The organism is Actinomadura sp. WMMB 499, assembly GCF_008824145.1.
Classification (GTDB): Bacteria; Actinomycetota; Actinomycetes; order Streptosporangiales; family Streptosporangiaceae; genus Spirillospora.
In genome coordinates, this window is sequence record NZ_CP044407.1 from 1,936,881 (window position 1) to 1,959,837 (window position 22,957).

At 74.7% G+C, this 22,957-nt stretch carries 19 protein-coding genes; 6 read left to right on the plus strand and 13 right to left on the minus strand.

Annotated features, from left to right (window positions below):
• Nucleotides 1–19: 19 nt before the first annotated feature.
• Entirely contained in the window at nucleotides 20–1,480 is a 1,461-nt protein-coding gene (locus F7P10_RS08480) for a carboxyl transferase domain-containing protein (RefSeq protein WP_151008847.1), read from the minus strand.
• A 61-nt stretch (nucleotides 1,481–1,541) separates the two neighbouring features.
• The gene (locus tag F7P10_RS08485) at nucleotides 1,542–2,918 is read right to left on the minus strand and encodes a HAMP domain-containing sensor histidine kinase (protein WP_254716742.1); all 1,377 of its coding nucleotides are present in this window, start codon (nucleotides 2,916–2,918) and stop codon (nucleotides 1,542–1,544) included.
• A 275-nt stretch (nucleotides 2,919–3,193) separates the two neighbouring features.
• On the opposite strand from F7P10_RS08485, the gene F7P10_RS08490 reads away from it, so the two are divergent.
• Nucleotides 3,194–4,408, plus strand: a complete 1,215-nt coding sequence (locus tag F7P10_RS08490; protein ID WP_151008849.1) for a serine/threonine-protein kinase — start codon at nucleotides 3,194–3,196, stop codon at nucleotides 4,406–4,408.
• Between the two features lie 27 nt (nucleotides 4,409–4,435).
• Here F7P10_RS08490 and F7P10_RS08495 read toward each other — a convergent pair whose 3' ends face one another.
• Nucleotides 4,436–5,554 (minus strand): PP2C family protein-serine/threonine phosphatase, encoded by a 1,119-nt coding sequence (locus tag F7P10_RS08495; protein ID WP_151008850.1) that lies wholly within the window; start codon nucleotides 5,552–5,554, stop codon nucleotides 4,436–4,438.
• A gap of 159 nt (nucleotides 5,555–5,713) precedes the next feature.
• Between F7P10_RS08495 and F7P10_RS08500 the strand changes: the two genes are divergently transcribed.
• A complete protein-coding gene (locus F7P10_RS08500) occupies nucleotides 5,714–5,893 on the plus strand; it encodes a hypothetical protein (protein WP_151008851.1) in 180 nt (59 codons plus the stop codon).
• A 34-nt stretch (nucleotides 5,894–5,927) separates the two neighbouring features.
• Here the strand turns inward: F7P10_RS08500 and F7P10_RS08505 are convergent, their stop codons facing one another.
• From F7P10_RS08505 to F7P10_RS08535, 8 genes are all read right to left on the minus strand, one after another.
• Nucleotides 5,928–6,392 (minus strand): ribose-5-phosphate isomerase, encoded by a 465-nt coding sequence (locus F7P10_RS08505; RefSeq protein ID WP_151008852.1) that lies wholly within the window; start codon nucleotides 6,390–6,392, stop codon nucleotides 5,928–5,930.
• Between the two features lie 62 nt (nucleotides 6,393–6,454).
• Nucleotides 6,455–7,525, minus strand: coding sequence for a hypothetical protein (locus F7P10_RS08510; RefSeq protein WP_151008853.1), 1,071 nt, complete (start codon nucleotides 7,523–7,525; stop codon nucleotides 6,455–6,457).
• A 125-nt stretch (nucleotides 7,526–7,650) separates the two neighbouring features.
• A complete protein-coding gene (locus F7P10_RS08515) occupies nucleotides 7,651–8,607 on the minus strand; it encodes an ATP-binding protein (RefSeq protein ID WP_176611358.1) in 957 nt (318 codons plus the stop codon).
• A 162-nt stretch (nucleotides 8,608–8,769) separates the two neighbouring features.
• Entirely contained in the window at nucleotides 8,770–9,519 is a 750-nt protein-coding gene (locus F7P10_RS08520; RefSeq protein ID WP_151008855.1) for an energy-coupling factor ABC transporter ATP-binding protein, read from the minus strand.
• On the minus strand, nucleotides 9,516–10,280 hold the full coding sequence (cbiQ, locus tag F7P10_RS08525; protein WP_151008856.1) for a cobalt ECF transporter T component CbiQ: 765 nt from the start codon (nucleotides 10,278–10,280) through the stop codon (nucleotides 9,516–9,518). Before cbiQ ends, F7P10_RS08520 begins: the two co-directional genes overlap by 4 nt.
• Nucleotides 10,280–10,615 (minus strand): PDGLE domain-containing protein, encoded by a 336-nt coding sequence (locus F7P10_RS44095; protein WP_254716488.1) that lies wholly within the window; start codon nucleotides 10,613–10,615, stop codon nucleotides 10,280–10,282. The genes cbiQ and F7P10_RS44095 overlap by 1 nt, the downstream gene beginning before the upstream one ends.
• 25 nt (nucleotides 10,616–10,640) lie before the next feature.
• Complete coding sequence (locus F7P10_RS08530; RefSeq protein ID WP_254716489.1) at nucleotides 10,641–11,369, minus strand: energy-coupling factor ABC transporter permease; 729 nt, start codon at nucleotides 11,367–11,369, stop codon at nucleotides 10,641–10,643.
• A 109-nt stretch (nucleotides 11,370–11,478) separates the two neighbouring features.
• Nucleotides 11,479–12,093 (minus strand): DsbA family protein, encoded by a 615-nt coding sequence (locus F7P10_RS08535; protein WP_151008857.1) that lies wholly within the window; start codon nucleotides 12,091–12,093, stop codon nucleotides 11,479–11,481.
• Between the two features lie 172 nt (nucleotides 12,094–12,265).
• Between F7P10_RS08535 and pepN the strand changes: the two genes are divergently transcribed.
• Entirely contained in the window at nucleotides 12,266–14,803 is a 2,538-nt protein-coding gene (gene pepN, locus F7P10_RS08540) for an aminopeptidase N (protein ID WP_151008858.1), read from the plus strand.
• A gap of 80 nt (nucleotides 14,804–14,883) precedes the next feature.
• Nucleotides 14,884–15,894 (plus strand): hypothetical protein, encoded by a 1,011-nt coding sequence (locus tag F7P10_RS08545; RefSeq protein ID WP_151008859.1) that lies wholly within the window; start codon nucleotides 14,884–14,886, stop codon nucleotides 15,892–15,894.
• Here F7P10_RS08545 and malQ read toward each other — a convergent pair.
• Complete coding sequence (gene malQ, locus F7P10_RS08550; RefSeq protein WP_151008860.1) at nucleotides 15,875–17,995, minus strand: 4-alpha-glucanotransferase; 2,121 nt, start codon at nucleotides 17,993–17,995, stop codon at nucleotides 15,875–15,877. The two genes, F7P10_RS08545 and malQ, sit on opposite strands and share 20 nt — an antisense overlap.
• Before the next feature lie 97 nt (nucleotides 17,996–18,092).
• Nucleotides 18,093–19,517 carry an amidase gene (locus tag F7P10_RS08555; RefSeq protein ID WP_254716490.1) on the minus strand — a complete coding sequence of 475 codons (1,425 nt, stop codon included), beginning with the start codon at nucleotides 19,515–19,517 and terminating at the stop codon, nucleotides 18,093–18,095.
• Nucleotides 19,518–19,860: 343 nt separating this feature from the next.
• On the opposite strand from F7P10_RS08555, the gene F7P10_RS08560 reads away from it, so the two are divergent.
• Nucleotides 19,861–20,709, plus strand: a complete 849-nt coding sequence (locus F7P10_RS08560) for an NERD domain-containing protein (RefSeq protein WP_302851460.1) — start codon at nucleotides 19,861–19,863, stop codon at nucleotides 20,707–20,709.
• 294 nt (nucleotides 20,710–21,003) lie between these two features.
• Nucleotides 21,004–22,863 carry a dihydroxy-acid dehydratase gene (gene ilvD, locus F7P10_RS08565; protein WP_151008862.1) on the plus strand — a complete coding sequence of 620 codons (1,860 nt, stop codon included), beginning with the start codon at nucleotides 21,004–21,006 and terminating at the stop codon, nucleotides 22,861–22,863.
• The last annotated feature ends 94 nt before the right edge of the window (nucleotides 22,864–22,957 follow it).

Genomic DNA, 22,957 nt, shown 5'->3' on the forward strand with positions numbered 1-22,957 from the left:
GGATGGCCGGGCGGGCGCCTCAGGCGTACCGGGCCTGGCGGGCGGCGGGGCTTCCCGCGGCGAGGCCGGACAGGTCCCGCTCGATCGCGGCGGCGGCGCGGCGGCAGAACTCCGCCGGTTCGTCGGCCGCGTCCGGCAGCTCGTCCACCAGGGCGTCCGCGGTGCCGGCGCGCAGCAGGTCGGCCGCGCGGACGCCCTGGGCGGCGGCGAGTTCGGGGGCCCGGTCGGTGGTGCGGTGCACGATCAGCGAGGCGCCCTCGGGCGGCAGCGGGGACAGCCAGCCGTGCCGGGCCACCAGGACGCGGTCGGCGGGCAGCAGCGCGAGCGCGGCGCCGCCCGCCCCCTCGCCGAGCAGCAGGCACAGCGTCGGCGCGGGCAGGGTGATCAGGTCGGCGAGGCAGCGCGCGATCTCCCCCGCGAGGCCCCCCTCCTCGGCCTCGGCCGACAGCACGGCGCCGGGCGTGTCGACGACCGTGACCAGCGGCAGCCCGAGTTCGGCGGCCAGCGCCATGCCGCGCCGGGCGACGCGCAGCCCGGCCGGGCCGAGCGGGTGCCCGGCGCGCTGCGACCGGCGGTCCTGCCCGACGAGGACGCACGGCGCCGCGCCGAACCGGGCCAGCGCGAGCAGGAGGCCGGGGTCGGCCTCGCCCTGCCCGGTCCCCGACAGCGGCGTGACGTCGGACGCGCCGTGCCGCAGCAGGTCGGCGACGCCGGGACGGCCGGGGCGCCGCGAGCGCTCGATCGAGTCCCACGCGCCGTCGTCGCGGACGGGGAGCGGCGGGACGTCCGGACGCGCGTCCGGCGGGCGCTCGCACAGCACCGCCAGCGCGTGCGAGGCGATCCCGGCGAGGTCGTCGATCGGGACGACGGCGTCCAGCAGGCCCTTCGCGGCGAGGTTCTCGGCGACCTGCACGCCCGGCGGGAACGATTCCCCGTGCAGCCCCTCGTACACGCGCGGGCCGAGGAAGCCGATCAGCGCGCCCGGCTCGGCGGCCGTCACGTGCCCGAGCGACCCCCACGACGCGAACACCCCGCCGGTCGTGGGGTGCCGCAGGTAGACGAGGTAGGGCAGCCCGGCCGCGCGGTGCGCCATCACCGCGCCGGTGATCCGCGCCATCTGCACGAACGCGGCCGTGCCCTCCTGCATCCGGGTGCCGCCCGAGGACGGCGCCGCCAGCAGCGGCAGCCCGGCGGCGGTGGCGCGCTCGACGGCCGCGACGATCCGGTCCGCGGTGGCGCGCCCGATCGATCCGGCGAGGAACCGGAACTCCGACACGACGAACGCGACGCGGCGGCCGCGCAGCCGTCCCTCGCCGGTGAGGACGGCCTCGTCGCACCCGCTGCGCTCCCGCGCGGCGGCCGGCTCCGCGTCGCCGGACGCCGACGTCCGTCCGATTTCGACCGGCTCGTCCCATGACGTCCAGGTGTCGCCGTCCAGCACCCGGCGCAGCAGCTCGCGCGCCCCGACCCGTTCCGTCACACGGCTCCCTCCGTCGGCGTCCCGGCGTCCCCGCCATGATGACCGGACGCCGGGCGGCCGGTCACGCGGGGGTCGCGCCGGCGGGCCGGTCGAGGGGCAGCCGCATGACGAGCCGGGCGCCCGCGTCGCTCTCGGCGATGACGAGCGTGCCGCCGTGCGCGTCGGCGATGTCACGGGAGATCGGCAGGCCGAGGCCGGTGCCGCCGCGGTCGCGGCGCCGCCCCTCCTCCAGCCGCAGGAAGCGGTGGAAGACGCGCCCGCGGTCCTCGCGGGCGATGCCCGCGCCGTCGTCGAGGACCTCCAGCACCGCCTCCGCCCCGTCCGCCGCGACCGTGACCCGCACCCACGACCGCGCGTGCCGCTCGGCGTTGTCGAGCAGGTTCGTCAGCACCCGGGCGATCTGGTCGGGCGCCACCCGGACCAGCACGCCCTCCTCCGCGTCGATCTCCAGGGCGGCCCGCCGGGGGCGCCGCGCGGCCTCCTCCCGGACGAGCGCGCCGAGGTCCACCCGCACGCGGTCGGCGGGCACCCCCGACCCCAGCCGGGCCAGGATCAGCAGATCGGACACGATGCCCTGCAGGCGGTCGGCCTCCGCGAGCGCGGCGCGGGCCACCGCCGGCCAGTCCTCGTCCTCGGGTGCCTGCAGCGCCACCTCCAGTTGGGCGTGCAGGCCGGTGATCGGGCTGCGCAGCTCGTGCGAGACGTCCGCGACGAACGCGCGCTGCCGGGACAGGACGTCCTCCAGCCGGTACAGGGTCAGGTTCACCGACTGGGCCAGCTCCGCGACCTCGTCCTGCTGCTTGGGAACGGTGACCAGGCCCTGGTCACCGCCGCTGATCCGCGCCAGCTCCGCGCTCATCCGCCGGACGGGCCGCAGCGCCCGCCGCACCGCGAGCGCGACGATCGAGCCGGCCAGCACCGTGCCGAGCACGACGACGGCCACGAGGGCCACCATGAAGAAGACCCGGTTGCTGGAGTAGATGGGGATGGACGAGCCCGCGTAGACGATCCGGGGGCCGTTCGGCGTCATCACGCGCTCGACGACGATGTAGACGTCCGACGGCACTCCGGACATGGTCGTGATGTAGGTGCGGGCGCGTCCGGGCTCGGACGGCGCCGGCACCTCGAACGGGCCGCGGCCGCGCATCGCGTCGGTCTGCGCGAGGACCTCGCCCTCCGGCGTCACGACCTGGAGCATCGCGAAGTCGGGGTCGCGGATGGGCAGCGAGCCTCGCGGGTCGGTGGTGCGCACGTACACGACCAGCTCGTTGATGACGTGGCTGCCGCGCTCGTGCAGCTGCGCGGTCGAGGCACTGCGCAGCCCGAAGTAGAAGGTCAGGACACCGGCCACGAGCAGCAGCCCGACGACGACGGTCGCGGTGACGGTCACGCGGGCCCGCGCCGACCAGTGCGAGGGCGCCCAGCCGTCCCGGAACATCACTCCGGCGCCCCTCCCCCCTTTCCCTCGCGCGCGGCGGCCGCCGCGCATCGAACGCCCGGGAGGAGTGCGCAGAACAGGTTGTTACCGAACCATTGCGCACCGAAACATCACCACATACCGGACCGAAACCCCCACGCCACCCTGGCGGGGCACACTGCACTCAGCGCGGCACCGAGGCCCTGCTTCCGGCTACTTCCTGCACAAACGCGCCTAGTTTGCGAACAAGCGGGGATGGACGGACGGGAGAGACGTGAGGGAGTCGGGACACCACCATGGACGCAGACATCCGGCCGCTGGAGCCGGCGGACCCCCGAGTCGTCGGCGGGCATCCCCTGCTCGGCCGTCTGGGCTCGGGCGGTATGGGCACCGTGTACCTCGGAACGGACCCCGAATCGGGCGGCCGCGTCGCGGTGAAGACGATCCATCCGCATCTCGCGGGCGACCCGTCCTACCGGCGGCGGTTCAAGGACGAGGCGTACCTGGCGAGCCGCGTGGCGTCCTTCTGCACCGCGCGCGTGCTGGCCCACGGCGAGGAGGACGGCCGCCCGTACCTCGTCACCGACTACGTGGGCGGCGTCTCGCTGCACGACCGGCTCGCGGGCAACGGCCCGCTGCCGCCCGGCGACCTGCACGGCGTCGCGGTGGGCGTCGCGTCCGCGCTCGCCGCCATCCACGCCGCCGGGCTCGTGCACCGCGACCTGAAGCCCGCCAACGTCATGCTCACGCTGTCCGGTTGCCGCGTCATCGACTTCGGCATCGCCGGGAGCCGGCACGCCCGCGCCGCGGGCAGGTCCGCGAAGGTGCTCGGCACGCCCGGCTGGATGGCGCCGGAGGTCCTCGTGGGGGGCGCGGCGACCCCGGCCGCCGACATCTTCGCGTGGGGGTGCCTCATCGCGCACGCCGGCACCGGGCGGATGCCGTTCGGCGGCGCCCCGGCGACGCTGCGCGTCACGACCGGCGAACCCGACCTCGAGGGCCTGCCGGAACCGCTCGTCCCGGTCGTCCGGTCGGCGCTGGCGAAGAACCCGGCCGCCCGGCCCACCGCCGCCGACCTGCTGCTGACGCTGGTGGAGCAGCCGCAGCCGTGCGGGGTCCCGGCGGCGGTGTCGGTCCCGGACACGCTGTCGGGCACGGTGCGCAGCGCGGTCCGCGGCGCGGTCCGCGGCGCCGTCGACGGGGTGGGGCAGGGCGCGGGCCCGGTGCTCGCCGCGGCGCCGTCCCCCGCCCCGCGGGCGCGCACGACGCCGCGCCCGTCCCGTCCGGCCCGCGCCGCCGACACGGGCGTCCCGACCAAGACGTTCGCCCCGCTCGGGATGACCGGTGTCTGGGCGTCGCCCCGCGCCCGGCTGCTCGCGGGCGCGGGCGCCGCCGCGGGGACGGTGCTGCTCGCGGCGCTCATCGCCGGGCTGCAGGGACGGGCCGAGGCGCGCGCGGCGGCCGTCCGGTACCGCGCGCGGCGGGGGCCCGCGCGGTACCGGCGCGGCTGACGCCGGGGACGCGGGGCGCGGGACGTGTCAGTTGCGCCAGATCAGGACGAGCGCGCAGTCGTCGTCGCGGGCGGCGGCCATCGTCTCCACCAGTTCCCGCGCGCCCTTGCGGAACCCGTGCGGGACGAGCCGCTCCGCCTCGCCGAGCAGCCGGTCGATGCCGGCGTCCAGATCCAGGCCGGGCGACTCGACCAGGCCGTCGGTGTACAGCAGCAGCGCGTCGCCGGGGCGCAGCCGCCCGTGCTCGGGGAGGGTGCTCACCTCCGGGACGACGCCGAGCACCACGCCCTTGGCCGGGCTGACCTGCCACGCGCCGCTGCTCGCGTCGAACTGGACGGCGGGCGGGTGCCCCGCCGAGTCGACCGTGTACTCGCCGGTGCGCAGGTCGACGACCACGTGCACGGCGGTGACGAACCCCTCGTCCCACCGCTGGCGATGCAGGTAGAGGTTGCACGCCTGGAGGAACCGGTCAGGTTGGATCGATCCAAGCAATCCACCGAAAGCGCCCGACAGCATGAGCGCCCGCGTCCCCGCGTCCGTCCCCTTGCCGGACACGTCGACCAGGGCGACCTCGAGGACGTCGCCGTCGGACGCCGACACGACGAAGTCGCCGCCGAACGACGATCCGCCCGCCTGCAGCAGCACGACCTGCGACGACCAGCCGTCCGGCAGCTCCGGCATCTCGCCCTGCCGGCGCAGCCGGTCGCGCAGCTCCAGCAGCATCGAGTCGCCCCGCAGCCCCTGCACGCCGAGCTGCTGGCGCGTCCGCGCCAGCGTGAGCGCCAGCACCGCCGTCACCGCCAGCGTCGCGATCATCCCCGGGCCGATCGCCGGGCCGTTGTGCCACGCCGCGAAGAACACCATCACCACGACGATGGCCAGCAGCGCCACCAGGCTCCGGACCCGCAGCAGCAGGCCGCCGCCCAGCACGACCAGCACCAGGACGCCCGACGGCGCGAGGCCCCGGGTGTCGTTCGCCGTCGCCGCCCCGATCACCACCGCGAGCACCGCCAGCCCCGCGAACACGTACCGGTCGCGGGTCAGCCGCCCGCGGCGCAGCAACCGGTACAGGACCACGAGGATCGGGATCCTGCGCAGGAAGGCCCGCACTCTCGGCGGCAGGCGCTGCACCAGACGTTGAAGCATGACTCCGGCACTGTATCGAGCATTCACCCGACCTGGACGGGATCCACGCCACCCGTCACTCCTTGTAACGGTCCAGTGGCGAGATTTCCGGGTACGAGCCCTGTTCAGGATTTTTTCGGGACGACGGTGCCCGCGAGCGGGACACGAGGAGGCGGCGGCATGGGCCAGCAGAGCATGCGCATCACGGTGGACGCGGCGATGCGGACGCGCGACGTGTCCCGCCCGAGGCCCGCCGGTGAGGACGCCCCCGCCCCCGCGAGGACCCCGAAGCGCAGCCGCGCCGCGAAGAACGAGCGCCGCCGCCAGAACAAGCGCGGCGGCGGCTCGCGGACGGTGTGAGCGCCGGGCCGGGGCCCGGCGCCCGGGTCCGGGGTCAGGCGCCGGGGATGGCGCCCGTCCGCTCGTAGGCGGTCAGCATGTCGATGCGGCGGGTGTGGCGCGACTCCTTGGAGTACTCGGTGCCGAGGAACAGCTCGACGAACCGCGCGGCGGTCGCGGCGTCGTGCTGGCGGGCGCCGATGCTGATGACGTTGGCGTCGTTGTGCTCGCGGGCGAGCACGGCGGTGTCGTCGTTCCAGACGAGCGCCGCCCGCACGCCCCGCACCTTGTTCGCCGCCATGACCTCGCCGTTCCCGGAGCCGCCGAGGACGATCCCGAAGGTGCCCGGCTCCGCCGCGGTGCGCTCCGCCGCGCGCAGGACGAACGGCGGGTAGTCGTCGGCGGCGTCGTACTCGAGCGCGCCGCAGTCGACGGGCTCGTGCCCGTTCTCCTTCAGCCAGGAGACCAGGTGCTCCTTGAGCTCGAAGCCGGCGTGATCGGTTCCAAGAAAGACGCGCATGGGCCCGATTGTCGCAGGTCCGCGACGCTCCCCGGTCCCCGGGGCGACGGGCCCCGCGGGCGTCAGGCGGGCGGGGGCATCGGGCGGTCGTCGCGCGCGTCCGGTTCGCGGCCCGCGTCCGGTTCGTGGTCGAGCATCGTCGTGTCCGCGAGGTCGCCGCCGCTCCCCGGACCGTCCTCGGACCCGGCGGGCACCGTCTCGTCGTCCGCCTGCGTGGGCGGCTCCTGCGCGGGCGGCTCCAGCGTGGGCGCGTCCGGCGCGGGCGGCTGCTGCGCGGCGGGCGGGGCGGGCGCGGGCGGCTCGGGCGCGGACGCCTGCGGCGGGACGGCCGGCTGCTGCGGCGCGGCACCCCAAGCGGGCTGCTGGGGCCCGCCCTGCGGCGGGACGTAGGGGACCGCGGACGGGTGCTGCGGCTGGGCGTACGGCTGCTGCCCGGCCATCGGCTGCCCCGGCACCGGCTGCTGCCCCGGGGGCGGCATCTGCGGCTGCATGGGCGCGCCCGGCTGCTGCGCGTACGGCTGCTGGACGTAGCCCTGCGGGACATAGCCCTGCTGCATGCCCGCCTGCTGCATGCCCGCCTGCTGCATGGGCTGCTGCTGACCGCCGAACCCGCGGTCGCGGCCGAAGTGGAACCCGGCGAGGGCGCCGAGGCCCGCGATCCAGCCGTACACGAGGCCGAAGGCGGCGCCGCCGGCGACGGTGTTCCAGACGATGCTCCCGCCGACGGGCCCGCCGATGATCTCCATGTCGAGCGTCAGCTTGACCAGCAGGCCGGTGACGAGGCTCGAGACGCCCGCGGCGACGACGCAGGCCCACCAGCCGGTGACGACCGCGCCGAGCATCCCCCGGTTCGGGTCGACGGCGCGGACACCGGCCGCGGCGAGGCCCGCGAGCAGCACGAAGAACAGGATCAGGCCGAAGTCCAGCGAGATGACGTAACCCCAGTTGTAGAAATCGTCGGGGTAGACGCTCCACTGCGGGTGCTGCAGCCAGAACAGCAGCGGCCACAGGCCGCCGTCCCGCCCCTCCCCGGTGATCGCCTCGACCGTCCACTGGTTGCCGAAGATCAGGGCGATCACCGCGACCGGGAGCACCGCACCGCCGGCCGTCATCACCATCCGCCGCATCGTCATGGCGCGCAGGTTAGTGGTGCCGACCCCGCCACGGTAGGCCCTACATCACGCCGGGTGTACGCCCGGACGTCCGAATCGGGGCGTTCCGGTCACACCGGCCGTCACACCGGCCCTCGCACCGGCCGTCACACCGGCCGCGCGGACGGCTCCGCCGGGAACCGGAACGCCGGGTCCACCTGGGCCTCCAGGTCCTCGCCGACGGCGCGGCTCGCCCAGCTCCGGGCGTTCTTCACGTGGAACTCCACGCCCTGCCGCCGGAACTTCTCCCAGTCCTGCACGCGCGAGTCCACCTCGGACCGCATCCGCGACAGCGCCGCCTCGTTGCCCTCCTCCAGCGTGACGCCGGCGCGGCCCTGCTCGAACGCGCGGACGGACGCGGACTGGCCGAGCCAGGTCAGCAGGTCGTCGCCGACGTGCTCGCGGAGGTAGGCGACGTCGTCGTCGGTCTGCACCTTGTTGCCGACGACGCGGATCGCGACGTCGTAGTCGCGGGCGTACTCGGTGTACTGCCGGTAGACGCCGACGCCCTTGCGGGTGGGTTCGGCGACGAGGAACATCAGGTCGAACCGGGTGAACAGCCCGGACGCGAACGTGTCGGCCCCGGCGGTCATGTCCACGACGACGTACTCGCCGGGCCCGTCGACGAGGTGGTTGAGGTACAGCTCGACGGCGCCGGTCTTGGAGTGGTAGCAGGCCACGCCGAGGTCGTCGTCGTTGAACGGGCCGGTGGCGAGCAGGGTGGTCCCGTCGACGTCCTCGCCCAGCCGGTGGACCGGGTCGTCGCCGCGGAAGTCCAGCAGCCGCGACCCCTCGCCGGGCGGGGTCGTCTTGACCATGGACGACGCGGACGGGACGCGCGGGTTCGCGCCGCGCAGGTGCTCCTTGATCTCGGCGAGGTGGTCCCCCATCGCGGGGATCTTGGCGGCGCGGTCCTCGTCGAGGCCGAGCGCCACGCCGAGGTGCTGGTTGATGTCGGCGTCGATGGCGACGACCGGCAGCCCGCGGCCCGCCAGGTGCCGGACGAACAGCGACGAGAGGGTGGTTTTGCCGCTGCCACCCTTGCCCACGAACGCGACCTTCACGGTGAATTGCCCCCGTTTCGGATATGAAAATCATTGCCATTGCCGACGGTATCGAGTCTGGCGGAGGCGGGCGCGTTGAGCAAGCGGAACGGCCGAACGCCGCACCCGCGCGTCGCCCGGCACGCGGCTCGCCCGGCGCGCGGGGCGCGCTGGGCGCGCGGCTCAGCGGGCGGCGGCCGGGTCGAAGCCGAACGGCAGCTCGAGCCGGTGCGCGCGGAGCAGTTCGGCGTCGGCCAGCAGCTCCCGCGTGGGGGCGTCGGCGGCGATGGCCCCGCCGGACAGGACGACCGAGCGCGGGCACAGCTCGGCGGCGTACGGGAGGTCGTGGGTGACCATCAGGACGGTCACCTCGAGGCTCCGCAGGATCTCGGCCAGCTCGCGGCGGCTCGCGGGATCGAGGTTGGAGGACGGTTCGTCCAGCACGAGGATCTCCGGCTCCATCGCCAGGACGGTCGCGACCGCGACGCGGCGGCGCTGCCCGAAGGACAGGTGCTGCGGCGGGCGGCCGGCGACGTCGGCCATCCCGACGCGGTCGAGCGCCGACCGGACGCGCGCGTCCAGTTCGGCCCCCCGCAGCCCGAGGTTGGCGGGGCCGAACGCGACGTCCTCGCGGACCGTCGGCATGAACAGCTGGTCGTCGGGGTCCTGGAACACGATGCCGACCCGGCGGCGGATCTCCCGCAGCGCCGCGCGGTCGCCCGGGTCGACGGCGAGCCCGCCGACCCGCACGTCCCCCGCCCCGCCGTGCAGGATGCCGTTCAGGTGCAGGACGAGCGTCGTCTTCCCCGCGCCGTTCGGCCCGAGCAGCGCGACGCGCTCGCCGCGCCCGATCGTCAGGTCGACGCCGAACAGCGCCTGCGTCCCGTCCGGGTAGGCGTAGGCGAGGCCCCGCACGTCCAGGGAGGGGGTCATGCGCCCATCCAAGCGGCCAGGGTCAGCAGGGACGCGGCGAGGGGCAGGGCCGCCGCGGCGGTCCACTGGACGGGCGTGGCTCCGATGTCGTGGAGCACCGGCATGCGGCCGTCGTACCCGCGGCTCAGCATCGCCAGGTGCACCCGCTCGCCGCGCTCGTACGAGCGCAGGAACAGCGCGCCGAGCGACCTCGCGAGGACGCGGGCGGCGCGGACGTCGCGCGCCTCGAACCCGCGGGACGCCCGCGCCACCCGCATCCGGCCCAGCTCGGCGGCCACGACGTCGCCGTACCGCAGCATGAACGCGGCGATCTGCACGAGCAGGCGCGGCACGCGGAGCCGTTCGAGGCCGAGCAGCAGCACGCGCGGTTCGGTGGTGGCGGCCAGCAGGACGGACGCGACGACGCCGAGGGTGCCCTTCGCGAGGATGTTCCACGCGCCCCACAGCCCGTCCTCGCTCAGCCGCAGCCCGAGCACCGCCACCTCGTCGCCGCGCGCGACGAACGGCAAGAGGAACGCGAACGCGACGAACGGCACCTCGATGACGGTGCGCCGCGCGACCGTCCGGAGCGGGACGCGCGCGGTGAGCGCGACCGCCGCGAGCAGCAGCGCGTACCCGCCGAACGCCCACATCCGCTCGCGCGGCGTCGCGACGACGAGCAGCGTGAACGCCAGGACGGCGACGAGCTTGCAGTGCGGCGGCAGGCGGTGCACCGGCGAGTTCCCGGGCAGGTACAGCCGGTGCGCGTGCCCCGCGCCCACTAGTCCGTCCGCGATTCGGCCCGCGTTCCGGCCCGCGCCTCCGGTCCGCCGCGCCGCCGGATCGTCCAGAACAGGCCGCCGCCCACCGCGAGCGTGAGCCCGACGCCGATCAGCCCGGCGAGGCCGCCGGACAGCCGGGCGTTCCCGATGCCCTCGACGCCGTAGTCGCCGAGCGGGGAGCCGGCCAGCCCGTGCTCCTCCTCCTTCGCGGCGATGCCCTTGTCGGCGGCGACCTTCTCCAGGCCGTCGGGGCTCGAACTGGCGTAGAAGCTGACGATCCCGGCCAGGATCGCCGACACGATCAGGAAACCGGCGAAGAAACGCTTGGTCTGCACGGCTCTCTCCCTCACGGCCTCTCCCTCACGCCTGCGACGGCTCGGCCCGGTCGGCGCCGCCCGTGCCCGCGTCCCCTGTGCCCCGCGTGCGCAGTTCCGGCGGTCTGCGCAGGTCGCGGACGCCGTGCACCAGGTCGGGCCGGACGGCCAGGACGCTCGACACCGTCGCCGCCGTGATCAGCGCCTCGCCGATCCCGATGAGGACGTGCACGCCGATCATCGCGCCCGCGACCGTCCCGATCGAGACGTCCGTCGTGCCGCCCAGCGCGTACAGCGCGGTGAACGCGACGGCCGAGGCGGGAACCGACACCAGCGCCGCGGCGAACGCCGCCCCGGCGGCGGCCGGGCGGGACGTGGGCAGCACCCGGACGAGCGCGCGGAACAGCGGGTACGCGACGGCGGCGGTGACCAGCGACATCGTGATGACGTTGACGCCGAGCGCGGTGAGGCCGCCGTCGGCGAACAGCAGCGACTGCAGCAGCAGGACGACCGCCACGCACAGCACGCCCGTCCACGGGCCCACCAGGATCGCGGCGAGCGCCCCGCCGAGCAGATGCCCGCTGGTCCCGGACGCGACCGGGAAGTTCAGCATCTGCGCGGCGAAGACGAACGCCGCCGTGAGTCCCGCGAGCGGGGCCGTCCGGTCGTCCAGTTCCCGGGTGGCGCCGCGCAGCGCCAGCCCGACCCCGGCGACCGCGACGGCGCCCGCCGCGATCGAGACCGGCGCGTCGATGAATCCGTCCGGTGCGTGCATGCCTCACCGCCCTGCCGTTGGCGACACCAGGGACAGTGTGAGGCGCAGCCGTTGCAGTTGCAATAGCCTCGCAACTGCGACTTTCCTCCGGCCGGCCGAAGGTTCACCCTCAGTCGAAGGAGGGGTCCTCGGTGCGGGTGCGCTTCAGCTCGAAGAACCCGGGCGTGCTCGCCACCGCGACGACGCCGTCGAACAGCTTGACCGCGTCCTCGCCGCGCGGGATCGGCGTCACCACCGGGCCGAAGAACGCGCTGCCCTCGACCTCGATGACGGGGGTGCCGACCTCCTGGCCGACGCGGTCGATGCCGTCCTTGTGGGACGCGCGCAGCGCCTCGTCGTACTCGGTCGAGTCGGCGGCCGCGGCGAGCGACGGGTCCAGCCCGGCGGCGGTCAGGGCCTCCCGCGCGAGTTCGGGGCCGAAGTCCTGCTTGTCGTGGTGGCGGCGGATGCCCAGTTCGGTGTAGAGGCGTCCCAGTACCTCGCTCCCGTACTTCTGCTCGGCGGCGATGCAGATCCGCACCGGGCCCCAGGCCGTCTCCAGCATCTTGCGGTAGCCCTCGGGGATGTCCTTGTCCTCGTTCAGGACGGCGAGGCTCATCACGTGCCAGCGCACCTCGATCGGGCGCAGTTTCTCGACCTCCAGGATCCAGCGGGAGGTGATCCACGCCCACGGGCACAGCGGGTCGAACCAGAAGTCCACGGGCGTACGGGCGTCCTGCGTCATGGTGAGTCTCCTTTTGGACCGGTCTACGAGAGCGACAACTCATCCCCGCCCGTCCGCATTTCCCCGGGATGGGGATCGCGGGAAATCGGTGCGGGACGGCCGTCTACCGACGGCGCGGGCGCCCTGTTGGTAGACATGGGGGATCAAGCCATAAGCCGACCGAGGAGTTCATGTGGCAGGCAACCTCACGCGCGACGAGGCGCGGGAACGGGCACGGCTGCTCACCGTCGGGTCCTACGCGGTCGAACTGGACCTCACGACCGGTACGGAGCGGTTCGGTTCCACGACCGTGATCAGGTTCGGCAGCGCCGAACCGGGGGCGTCCACGTTCGTCGACCTGCACGGCGCGGTCGTGCGGGAGGCGACGCTCAACGGCACCGCGCTCGACCCCGCGTCCTACGACGCGGACAAGGGTCGCCTCCCGCTGCCCGGCCTGGCCGCCGACAACGAGCTCCGGGTCGTGGCCGACTGCGCCTACTCGCGGTCGGGCGAGGGCCTGCACCGGTTCGTGGACCCCGTGGACGGCGGCGTCTACCTGTACTCGCAGTTCGAGACGGCCGACGCGCACCGCATGTTCACGTGCTTCGACCAGCCCGACCTCAAGGCGACGTTCGAGTTCCGGGTACGCGCCCCCGAGGAGTGGGAGGTCGTCACCAACGAAGCCGCCGAGAAGCGGGAGGGCGGCGACTGGCACTTCATGCCGACGCCGCAGATCTCCACCTACATCACCGCGCTGATCGCCGGGCCGTACCACGTCGTCCGCGACGAGTACCGGCGCGCGGACGGCACCGTCGTCCCGCTCGGCGTGTACTGCCGGGAGTCGCTGGCCGAGCACCTGGACGCGCCCGCGATCATCGAGGTCACCCGGCAGGGCTTCGAGTACTTCGAGCGGGTCTTCGGGCGCCCGTACCCGTTCGCGAAGTACGACCAGCTGTTCGTGCCGGAGTTCAACGCGGGCGCGATGGAGAACGCGGGCGCGGTCACGTTCCTGGAGGACTACGTCTTCCGGTCGCGGGTCACCGACGCGGCCTACGAGCGGCGCGCCGAGACGATCCTGCACGAGATGGCGCACATGTGGTTCGGCGACCTCGTCACCATGCGCTGGTGGGACGACCTGTGGCTGAACGAGTCGTTCGCGACGTACATGAGCGTGCTGTGCCAGTCCGAGGCCACCAAGTGGACGTCGTCCTGGACGAGCTTCGCGAACCTGATGAAGGCGTGGGCGTACCGGCAGGACCAGCTGCCGTCCACGCACCCGATCTCCGCCGACATCCCGGACATCCGGGCCGTCGAGGTGAACTTCGACGGCATCACGTACGCGAAGGGCGCGAGCGTCCTCAAGCAGCTCGTGGCCTACGTCGGCCTCGACAACTTCCTCGAGGGCGTCCGCCGGTACTTCGACCGGCACGCGTGGGGCAACACCGTCCTCGCCGACCTGCTGAGCGCGCTCGAGGAGACGTCCGGGCGCGAGGACCTCGGCGCGTGGTCGAAGGAGTGGCTGGAGACCGCCGGGGCCAACACGCTCCGTCCGCACTACGAGGTCGACCAGGACGGGAACTTCGCGTCGTTCGCCGTCCTGCAGGAGGCGAAGGCCGACTACCCGACGCTGCGGTCGCACCGCGTCGCGATCGGCCTGTACGACCGGACGCCCGAGGGCATCGTGCGGCGCGAGCGCGTCGAACTGGACGTCCGCGGCGCCCGCACCGAGGTGCCGGAGCTGGTCGGGCGGAAGCGGCCCGACCTGGTCCTGGTCAACGACGACGACCTCACCTACGCGAAGATCCGGCTCGACGACCACTCGCTGAGCACCCTCATCGACGGGATCGGCGACATCAGGGAGGGGCTGCCGCGCGCCCTGTGCTGGTCGGCGGCCTGGGACATGACGCGGGACGCCGAGATGGCGACGCGCGACTACGTCCGGCTCGTCGCGAAGGGCATCCGGGGCGTCACCGACATCTCGGTCGCGCAGACGCTCCTGCGGCAGGCCCGCCTCGCCGTCCAGCAGTACGCCGACCCGGCGTGGCGGGACGAGGGCCTCACGCTGATGGCCGACACGCTCGCCGGGCTGGCCCGCGAGGCGGAGGCGGGCTCGGACTTCCAGCTCGCGTTCGTCCAGGCGTTCGCCGGGTCCGCGATCACCGACGCGCACCTGTCGCTCGTCCGGGGCCTGCTGGACGGGTCGGAGAAGCTCGACGGCCTCACCGTGGACACCGACCTGCGCTGGACGCTGCTGCGCCGCCTCGTCGTCACCGGCAAGGCCGGGCAGGACGAGATCGACGCCGAGCTCGAGCGGGACCGGACGGCGGCGGGCGAGCGGCACGCCGCCTCCTGCACGGCCGCGATCCCGAGCGCGGACGCCAAGGCCGCCGCGTGGGAGCGGATCGTGTCCGGCGACCTGCCGAACGCGGTGTACCGCGCGACGCTCGGCGGGTTCGTCGAGCCGGACCAGGCCGACCTGCTCGTCCCGTACGCCGACCGGTACTTCGCCGAGGTCGGCCGCGTCTGGAAGGAGTGGAGCAGCGACATGTCGCAGACGTTCGCCGAGGTCGCCTACCCCTTCCTGGTGATCGAGCAGTCCACGATCGACCGCACCGAGGCGTACATCGCGGAGAACGCTCCCCCGGCGGCGCTCGTCCGGCTGCTGTCCGAGGGACGCGACGGGGTCGCGCGTGCGCTGCGGGCGCGCGCGCAGGACGCCTCGGCGTCCTGACGGCCCGACCCGTGGCCGTGCGGCGCGCCGACCGGGCGCCGCACGGCCGCGCCCCCCGGACAACGGAAAGGAAGCGGCGGGTGGAGACCGCACGGGACGTCCTGACCGCCCTGGCGCGCCGGCACGCGTTCGGCGACCTGGAGGCCCTGCTGGACGAGGGGACGCTCGCCGCCGACGGCCGGACCCGCGAGGTGGCCGCGCTGTGCGCGTTCGGGCAGCGCGTCCTGGACCTGGACGCCGAGGACTTCGGCATGCCCGAGGCCGCCGGGGAGGTTCCCCCCGACCTGCTCGACCGGGCGCGCGCCAGCCGGATGCCGCAGGCCCCCCGGGAACGGCCGCGCGGCGCCCTCGCGAGCCTGCGGCCCGCGTACGCGCTGCTGCTCGAGGTGATCGCGGTCCGCTGGCACCGCCGCGAGATGGCCGCGCTCGTCGCGGCCGTGCACATCGCGGGCGAGTACCTCGCGATGCTGGCGTGGGAGCCGGTGCTCGGCCACGCGGGCGACCCGGCGCTGCTCGCGGCGGCCGTCGGCGGCGCGGGCAGCCGGTGGGGCGTGCCCGTCGAACCGGACGCGCCGCGCGAGTGCGACCACACGCGGCCCGAGCGGTCGGCGTGCGAGCGCGCGCTGCGGGTCGCCGCGATGCCGCCGCCCGGCTGGCGCGCCTACCTCGACCGGCAGCACAGCCAGGTCGCCTCCGCGCTCGGCGACTGCGCCGCCCGCTGCCGCACCCCCTGCACGGTGGTGACCCGGCTGGACGGCGCCGTCCGCGCCGACCTAGCCGAGCGCTGCGGGCTGGCGAACGACTTCGCCGACGGCGCGCTGGTGAAGCTGCGGCACGCCGCGCCCGTCGGGCACGGCTTCGGGGTGCCGTCGCCGGAGGAGGTGCAGTCGGCGTGGGAGCGGGCGCGCCGGTCGCTGCGCCGCCGCCCGCTCGGCGCGGCCGCGCTGGACGCCGCGCAGGACACCGCGGCCGGCGACCCCTACCCGCTGCCCGGAATGCCCGCGCTGTTCTCCGCGATCGCCGCGGCCGACATCGTCCCCGACACCCTCCTGCACGACGTCACGACGCGCATCACGTCGACTCTCGGCTGACCCGGCCGACGGCGTCCGCCCCCGCCCGGACGGGGTCGACGGACGGCAGCGGGCGGGACGGCAGGTCGTCGAGCAGGACGGGACGTCCGTCCGGTCCGGCCAGCGGGACGCGCCAGTTGGGGTACTCGTCGACCGTGCCCGGCTGGTTCTGCGTGCGGCGCTCGCCCACGGCGTCGGCGAGCGCGACGCCGAGGAGCCGCGCGGGGGTGCGGGCGAGGAAGGCGTGCAGGGCCGCGACGACGTCCCCGTCGTGCTCGCCGGACCCGTCGGCCAGGGCCCGCAGGACGGTGTCGGGCGGCGCGGCCAGCAGCCCTTCGGCGTGCAGCAGGCCGAGCCAGTCCGCGAGCCGCCGCCGGTGGTCGTCCTCCTCGTCGGAGCGCGGACGGGTCAGCAGGCCGAGCCGGTCGCGCAGGTCGATGTGGTCGCCGTGCAGGAACCCGGTGACGGGCGGCATGTCGTGCGTCCCGACCGTGGCCAGCGACGGCTCGCGCCAGACCGGCGCCCGCTTCGGCCGGCCCCCGCCGTCCCGCTCGAACCACAGCAGCGACGTCCCGAGGACACCGTGCGCGGCGAGCGCGTCGCGGACCTCCGGCTCGACGGTGCCGAGGTCCTCGCCGACGACGACGGCGCCCGCCCGCTCGGCCTCCCACGCGAGGCAGCCGAGCAGCGCGTCCCGGTCGTAGCGGACGTAGGTGCCGTCGGCGGGCGAACCGCCCTCGGGCACCCACCACAGCCGCGACACCTGCATGGCGTGGTCGAGGCGCAGGCCGCCGCCGTGCCGGAACGCGGCCGCGAGCATGTCGCGGAACGGGGCGTAGGCGGCCTCGGCGAGGCGGCGCGGATGCCACGGCGGCTGCCCCCAGTCCTGGCCGCGCTGGTTGAACTCGTCCGGGGGCGCGCCGACGCTCATGCCCGGCGCGATCATGTCCCGGTACATCCACGCGTCGGCGCTGCCGTGCGCGACGCCGACCGCCAGGTCGTGGACGATCCCGATCGGCATGCCCGCGTCCCGCGCCGCCCGCTGCGCCGCCGCGAGCTGCCCGTCCAGCCGCCACTGCAGCCAGGCGTGGAAGTCGACGCGGTCGGCGAGCCGGGCGGCCTCGCCCGCGACGGCCCGGTTCCCGGCGGCGCGCAGCTCGGCGGGCCAGGTCCGCCAGTCGGGGCCGTGCTTCTCGCTGAGCGCCGACCAGGTCGCGAACATCGTGAGCGCGCCGCCCTCGCGGGCCCGGAACTCCGCGAACTCCCGCTGCTCGGCGTCCCCGCGCGGGAGCCGGTGCAGCGATTCCAGGGCCCGCAGCTTCGCCGCCCAGGCCGCGCCGCGGTCGATCGTCCCCGGCGCGCCCCCGCCGTCCGGGCGCAGCGGCGCGCCGAGCGCGCCCAGCCGGTCGCGGTCGGCGGCGGGCAGCGCGGCGAACTCGGGGAGGTCCTCGACGCGCAGGTACAGCGGCGCGGCGAAGCGGCGGCTCATCGGCGAGTACGGCGACGGGCCGATCGGCGGCACCGCCTCGGTCGCGTGCAGCGGGTTGATGAGCGTGAACCCGGCGCCGAGGTCGCGGGCGCTCCAGGCCGCGAGGTCGGCGAGGTCGTGCAGGTCGCCGATCCCCCAGGACGCGCTCGACAGGACCGAGTAGAGCTGGACGGTGAAGCCCCATGCCCGCTCGGGCGGGGCAAGCGCGCGCGGGGCCACCAGCAGGGGAACACTCTCCTGCCGGTCCCCCGAACGTGCGTGCAGGCGGTGCCAGCCCAGCGGGACGTCGCCGGCCCCGCCCTCGAAGGAGCCGCCCTCGAAGGACGCGCCGCCGAACGGCCGCACGGTCCCGTCGGCGAACTCGACCGTCAGCTCCGGATCGCCGGGCGGCCGGGGCGGGTCCTCGCCCCGCCGGACGACGACGACCGGCGGGAGCAGCCGCGTCCGGTCCAGCTCCCGCTCGCGCTCCAGCTCCGCCAGGACGGCCGCCGGGGACGACACGTCCGCGCCGAGCGCCGCGAGGACGGAGCGGAGGGTGTCCGGCGACACCCCGGTCTCCCGTCCCCGCCAGTCGCTGTAGCGGGTGGCGACGCCGTGCCGCCGCGCCAGCGCGGCGAGTTCCTCTTCGACCACGCCGTACCCCTGCCCGGTCCGCGCGGGCTCATCCGCCGCGCCGGGGCGGGTCTTACCCCGCTGGCTCTCCGGTGCTCCCCGGTGGGCCCGGACCGGGTCACTCCGTCCAGATGGGCGGCTTCCGGTCCGCCCAGGGGCGGGCCTCCTCCAGCTGCGCCGACAGGGAGATGAGCGTGCCCTCCCCGCCGATCCGGCCGGCCAGCATCACGCCGATGGGCAGGCCCTCGCCCGTCCAGTGCAGCGGGACGTTCACCGCGGGCTGCCCGGAGATGTTGTACATCGCGCAGAAGGGCGTGAAGCGCGTCTGCCGTGCGAAGTTCTCCTCGGGCTCCTGGTCGTGGAAGTAGCCCACGGGAACCGGGGGCTGCGCCAGGGTCGGGTGCAGGATCGCGTCGTACTCGTCCGTCATCTCCAGGACGAGACGGAACGCGCCCTGCAGCGTCGCCTGCGCGTCGAGCAACCGCGGCGCCGGCGTCGCCGCGCCGCGCGCCCGCAGCCAGCGGGTGAGCGGCTGGAGCAGGTGCTCGCTCTCGGGCGGCACGGGCGTCGTCGTGGCCATCGCCGCCCACAGCGTCTCGAAGTGCGGCAGCAGATCCGACGCGTCGACCCGCGGCAGGTCGACCACCTCGTGCCCCAGCTCCTCCAGCAGCGCCGACGCCTCCTCGTAGGCGGCGACGCAGTCGGGATGGACGGTCGCGCCCGGCACCGCGGGCTCGATGCTCCGCGCGATCCGCAGCCGCCCCGGCGGGCGGTCGGCGAACGACAGGAACGTCCCCTCGGGCGCCGGCGCCCGGTACAGGTCCCCGTACATCGGCGCGGCCATGACGTCCAGCAGCAGCGCCGCGTCCCGCACGCTCCGCGCGATCGGCCCGTTCGTCGCCAGCCCGAACAGGTCCGCGTTCACCGGCCCCTGCGAGATCCGGCCGCGCGTCGGCTTGATGCCGAACAGCCCGCACGCGCTCGACGGGATCCGGATCGACCCGCCGCCGTCGCTGCCCTGCGCCGCGGGGGCGAGCCCGGCCGCGACCGCCGCCGCCGCGCCGCCGCTCGACCCGCCCGCCGACCGCGACTCGTCCCAGGGGGTGCGGGCGGGCGGCGCCACCGGGCTCTCGGTGTAGCACGGCAGGCCGAACTCGGGCGTCGTCGTCTTGCCCGGCATGACCGAGCCCGCGTCGCGCAGCAGCCGCACGACCGAGTCGTCGGCGAACCCGTCCAGGTCGGCGAACGCGGCCGAACCGAGCGTCGCCCGAACGCCCGCCACCAAATTCAGGTCCTTGATCGGGATCGGGACGCCGAGCAGCGGCGGCAGCTCCGCCGGGTCCGCGGCGTCCAGCACCGCCTTCTCGGCCGCGCGCGCCTGCTCGCGCGCGAGGTCCGCGGTCACCGTCACGTACGCCCCGACCCGCGGGTTCAGGCGTTCGATGCGCTCCAGGTAGTGATCGGCGAGTTCGACCGGGGACAGCTCCCGGGCGCGGACGGCCGCGGCCGCCTCCCTGACGCCGAGGTCATGGGGATGTGTCACGACCGAAACCGTAGACGTCCGGCGCGCGGGCATCAATGGGAGAGACGGTCCACGGACACCGGCCGGGCGTACGGGTACGCCGTGGAGCGAAGGAAGGTGAATAACCACCCTACCCACCCGGCGCGTAAGAGAATCACTCGCGAGCGGGGACAAAACTATTAACCCTGGATGACTAGTTCGACCGCCGCACGACTGATTACTCTGCGCACGGAGGATCATGCCCCCGATAGGAAAGGGATACGGAGCGTCACCCATGGCGATCACGGAGCGGGGCAACGGACAGGAGGCCCGGGCGCGACCCGGGACCGGACCCGAAGAGAGGCGTGACCAGCGTGAACCTCCCGTGAACGACCGGACGGGCGGCCCGCCGAGCGGCCACCCGGACGGCACCGGCGGCCGTCCCGACGACCTCGCCGACGACCTCGCCGACGACCTCGCCGCGGAGCGTGCGGCCGAGCGCTCCGGCGACCGCGAGGGCGACCGCGCCGAAGGCCTCGAGGCGCTGCTGGGCGACCCCCGCGCCCGCCGCTGGGCCGTCCGCGGCGGTGCCGCCCTCGTCGCCCTCGTCGCCGGCTGGATCCTGATCGACCTGCGCGCCGGGCTCACCCTCGCCGTGCTGCTCGTCATCGCCGACGTCGTCCGGACGACCCGCAAGAGTTCCAGCGTCCCCGCGTGGCAGAAGTCCTCGGCCGCCGAGCGGCGCACCGAGAAGCAGCTGAAGACCCTCGAGCGGCGCGGGTACCTCGTCCTGCACGCCCGGTCGGTGCCGCGCGACGACGACGGCGTCAGCGACGGCCGCATCGACCACCTGGTCATCGGGCCCAGCGGCGTCTACGCGATCGACTCCGAGAAGTGGGACAAGCGCCTCCCCGTGCGCACCCTGTCCCACCTCAAACTGTTCCACGGCCCCGTCAACAAGAAGGACCGGCTCGACGAGGCGCGCTGGGAGGCCGAGCAGGCCAGCCGGATCCTCGCCGGCCGGGTCGGCTTCGAGGTCGCCGTCCAGCCCTCGGTGGCGATCTACGGGCCGTCCATCCCGTGGAAGGTCATGCGGGTCCGGGACGTGGACGTCTACGCCGGCAACCGGGCGCGCGCGTACCTGCGGCGCCGACCGAAGATCCTCACCGACATCGACGTCCAGCGGATCTTCCAGGCGGCGGAGAAGGCGCTGCCGCCCAAGTATCCCGTCTGAACCCGACGCGACGCGCGGCACCTCGACCGCCCGGGGTGCCCGCATCTCTCCGCCGATCACCGGGCCGGCCGCGCCGTCCCGGGAATTCGTGCACCCGCGCGGCGTTGATAGCATCGAGGACCTGGAAGGCCGGCCCGCGCGCGACCTCCGCTGAGCCGGCGGCAGCGCCGCGATCCGCCGCTGCGAGCGTCCCGGCACACACACCGCGACACCCGGCGAAGATCGCCCGCCCCCGCCGACCCCGGCGGGACGCGCGCCCCGGGCTCGCGCACGTCACAGGTTGGAGAGGTCACGATGCCCCCGCTCAGGTCACGCACGGTCACCCACGGCAGGAACATGGCGGGCGCCCGCGCCCTCATGCGGGCCAGCGGCGTCGAGCGCGAGGACTTCGGCAAGCCCATCGTCGCGGTCGCCAACAGCTTCACCCAGTTCGTGCCCGGCCACGTCCACCTCGACGAGGTCGGCAAGGTCGTCGCCGGCGCCGTCAAGGAGGCCGGCGGCGTCCCCCGCGAGTTCAACACCATCGCGGTGGACGACGGCATCGCCATGGGCCACGGCGGCATGCTGTACTCGCTGCCGTCCCGCGAGCTGATCGCCGACGCCGTCGAGTACATGGTCAACGCGCACTGCGCCGACGCGCTCGTCTGCGTGTCCAACTGCGACAAGATCACCCCGGGCATGCTGCTGGCCGCGATGCGGCTCAACATCCCGACGGTCTTCGTCTCCGGCGGCCCGATGGAGGCCGGCAAGCCCGTCGAGGGCGTCATGGACGGCAACAAGCTCGACCTGATCGACTCGATCATCGCCTCCGCCGACGCGTCCGTCGCCGACGCCAAGCTCGCCGAGGTCGAGGAGAGCGCCTGCCCGACCTGCGGGTCCTGCTCCGGCATGTTCACCGCCAACTCGATGAACTGCCTCACCGAGGCGATCGGCCTCGCGCTGCCCGGCAACGGCACCGTCCTGGCCACCCACACCGCCCGCCGCGACCTGTACGAGAACGCCGGACGCACCGTCGTCGAGATCGCGAAGCGGTACTACGAGGGCGACGACGAGTCCGTCCTGCCGCTGAACATCGCGACGTGGGAGGCGTTCGAGAACGCGATGGTGCTCGACGTCGCCATGGGCGGCTCCACCAACACGATCCTGCACCTGCTCGCCGCCGCCACCGAGGCGGGCGTCGACTTCGGGCTCACCGACATCGACGCCGTCTCCCGCCGCGTCCCCTGCGTCTGCAAGCTCGCCCCCGCCAGCGGCAAGTACCACATCGAGGACTGCCACCGCGCCGGCGGCATCCCCGCCCTGCTCGGCGAGCTGCACCGCGCCGGGCTGCTCAACTCCGGCGCGCACTCGATCCACAGCGCGTCCATCGCCGACTTCGTCGCCAAGTGGGACGTCCGCTCCCCCGAGGTGCTGCCCGAGGCCGTCGAGCTGTTCCACGCGGCTCCCGGCGGCGTCCGCAGCACGTCCGCGTTCAGCCAGAGCAACCGCTGGAAGGAGCTCGACCTCGACCGGGCCGAGGGCTGCATCCGCGACGCCGAGCACGCCTACACCGCCGACGGCGGCCTCGCCGTCCTGCGCGGCAACATCTCCCCCGACGGCGCGATCGTCAAGACCGCGGGCGTCGAGGAGGAGCTGTGGACCTTCACCGGCCCCGCCGTCGTCTTCGAGAGCCAGGACGACGCCGTCGAGGGCATCCTCGGCGACCGGGTCAAGGCCGGCGACGTCGTCGTGATCCGCTACGAGGGCCCCAAGGGCGGCCCCGGCATGCAGGAGATGCTGTACCCGACGAGCTTCCTGAAGGGCCGCGGGCTCGGCAAGGCGTGCGCGCTGATCACCGACGGCCGGTTCTCCGGCGGGACGTCCGGCCTGTCCATCGGGCACGCGTCCCCCGAGGCCGCGGGCGGCGGGATCATCGCCCTCGTCGAGGACGGCGACCGCGTGGTCATCGACATCCCGAACCGCGTCCTCGAACTGGACGTCCCCGAGGACGAGCTGGAGATCCGCCGCGAGAAGCTGCTGGCCGACCTCGGCGGCTACCGGCCCCGCGACCGGCAGCGTCCGGTCAGCGCCGCGCTGCGCGCCTACGCCGCCATGGCCACCTCGGCCTCCACCGGCGCCGCCCGCGACGTCTCCCAGCTCGAGCACCGAGCATGACCTGAGAGGTAATCGACCCCCTTACCCCCGCGGGGGCAGAGTGGATCACGCAAGGCCGGGGTGCCCGACCGGGCCCCCGGCTCCGCCTCTCAGG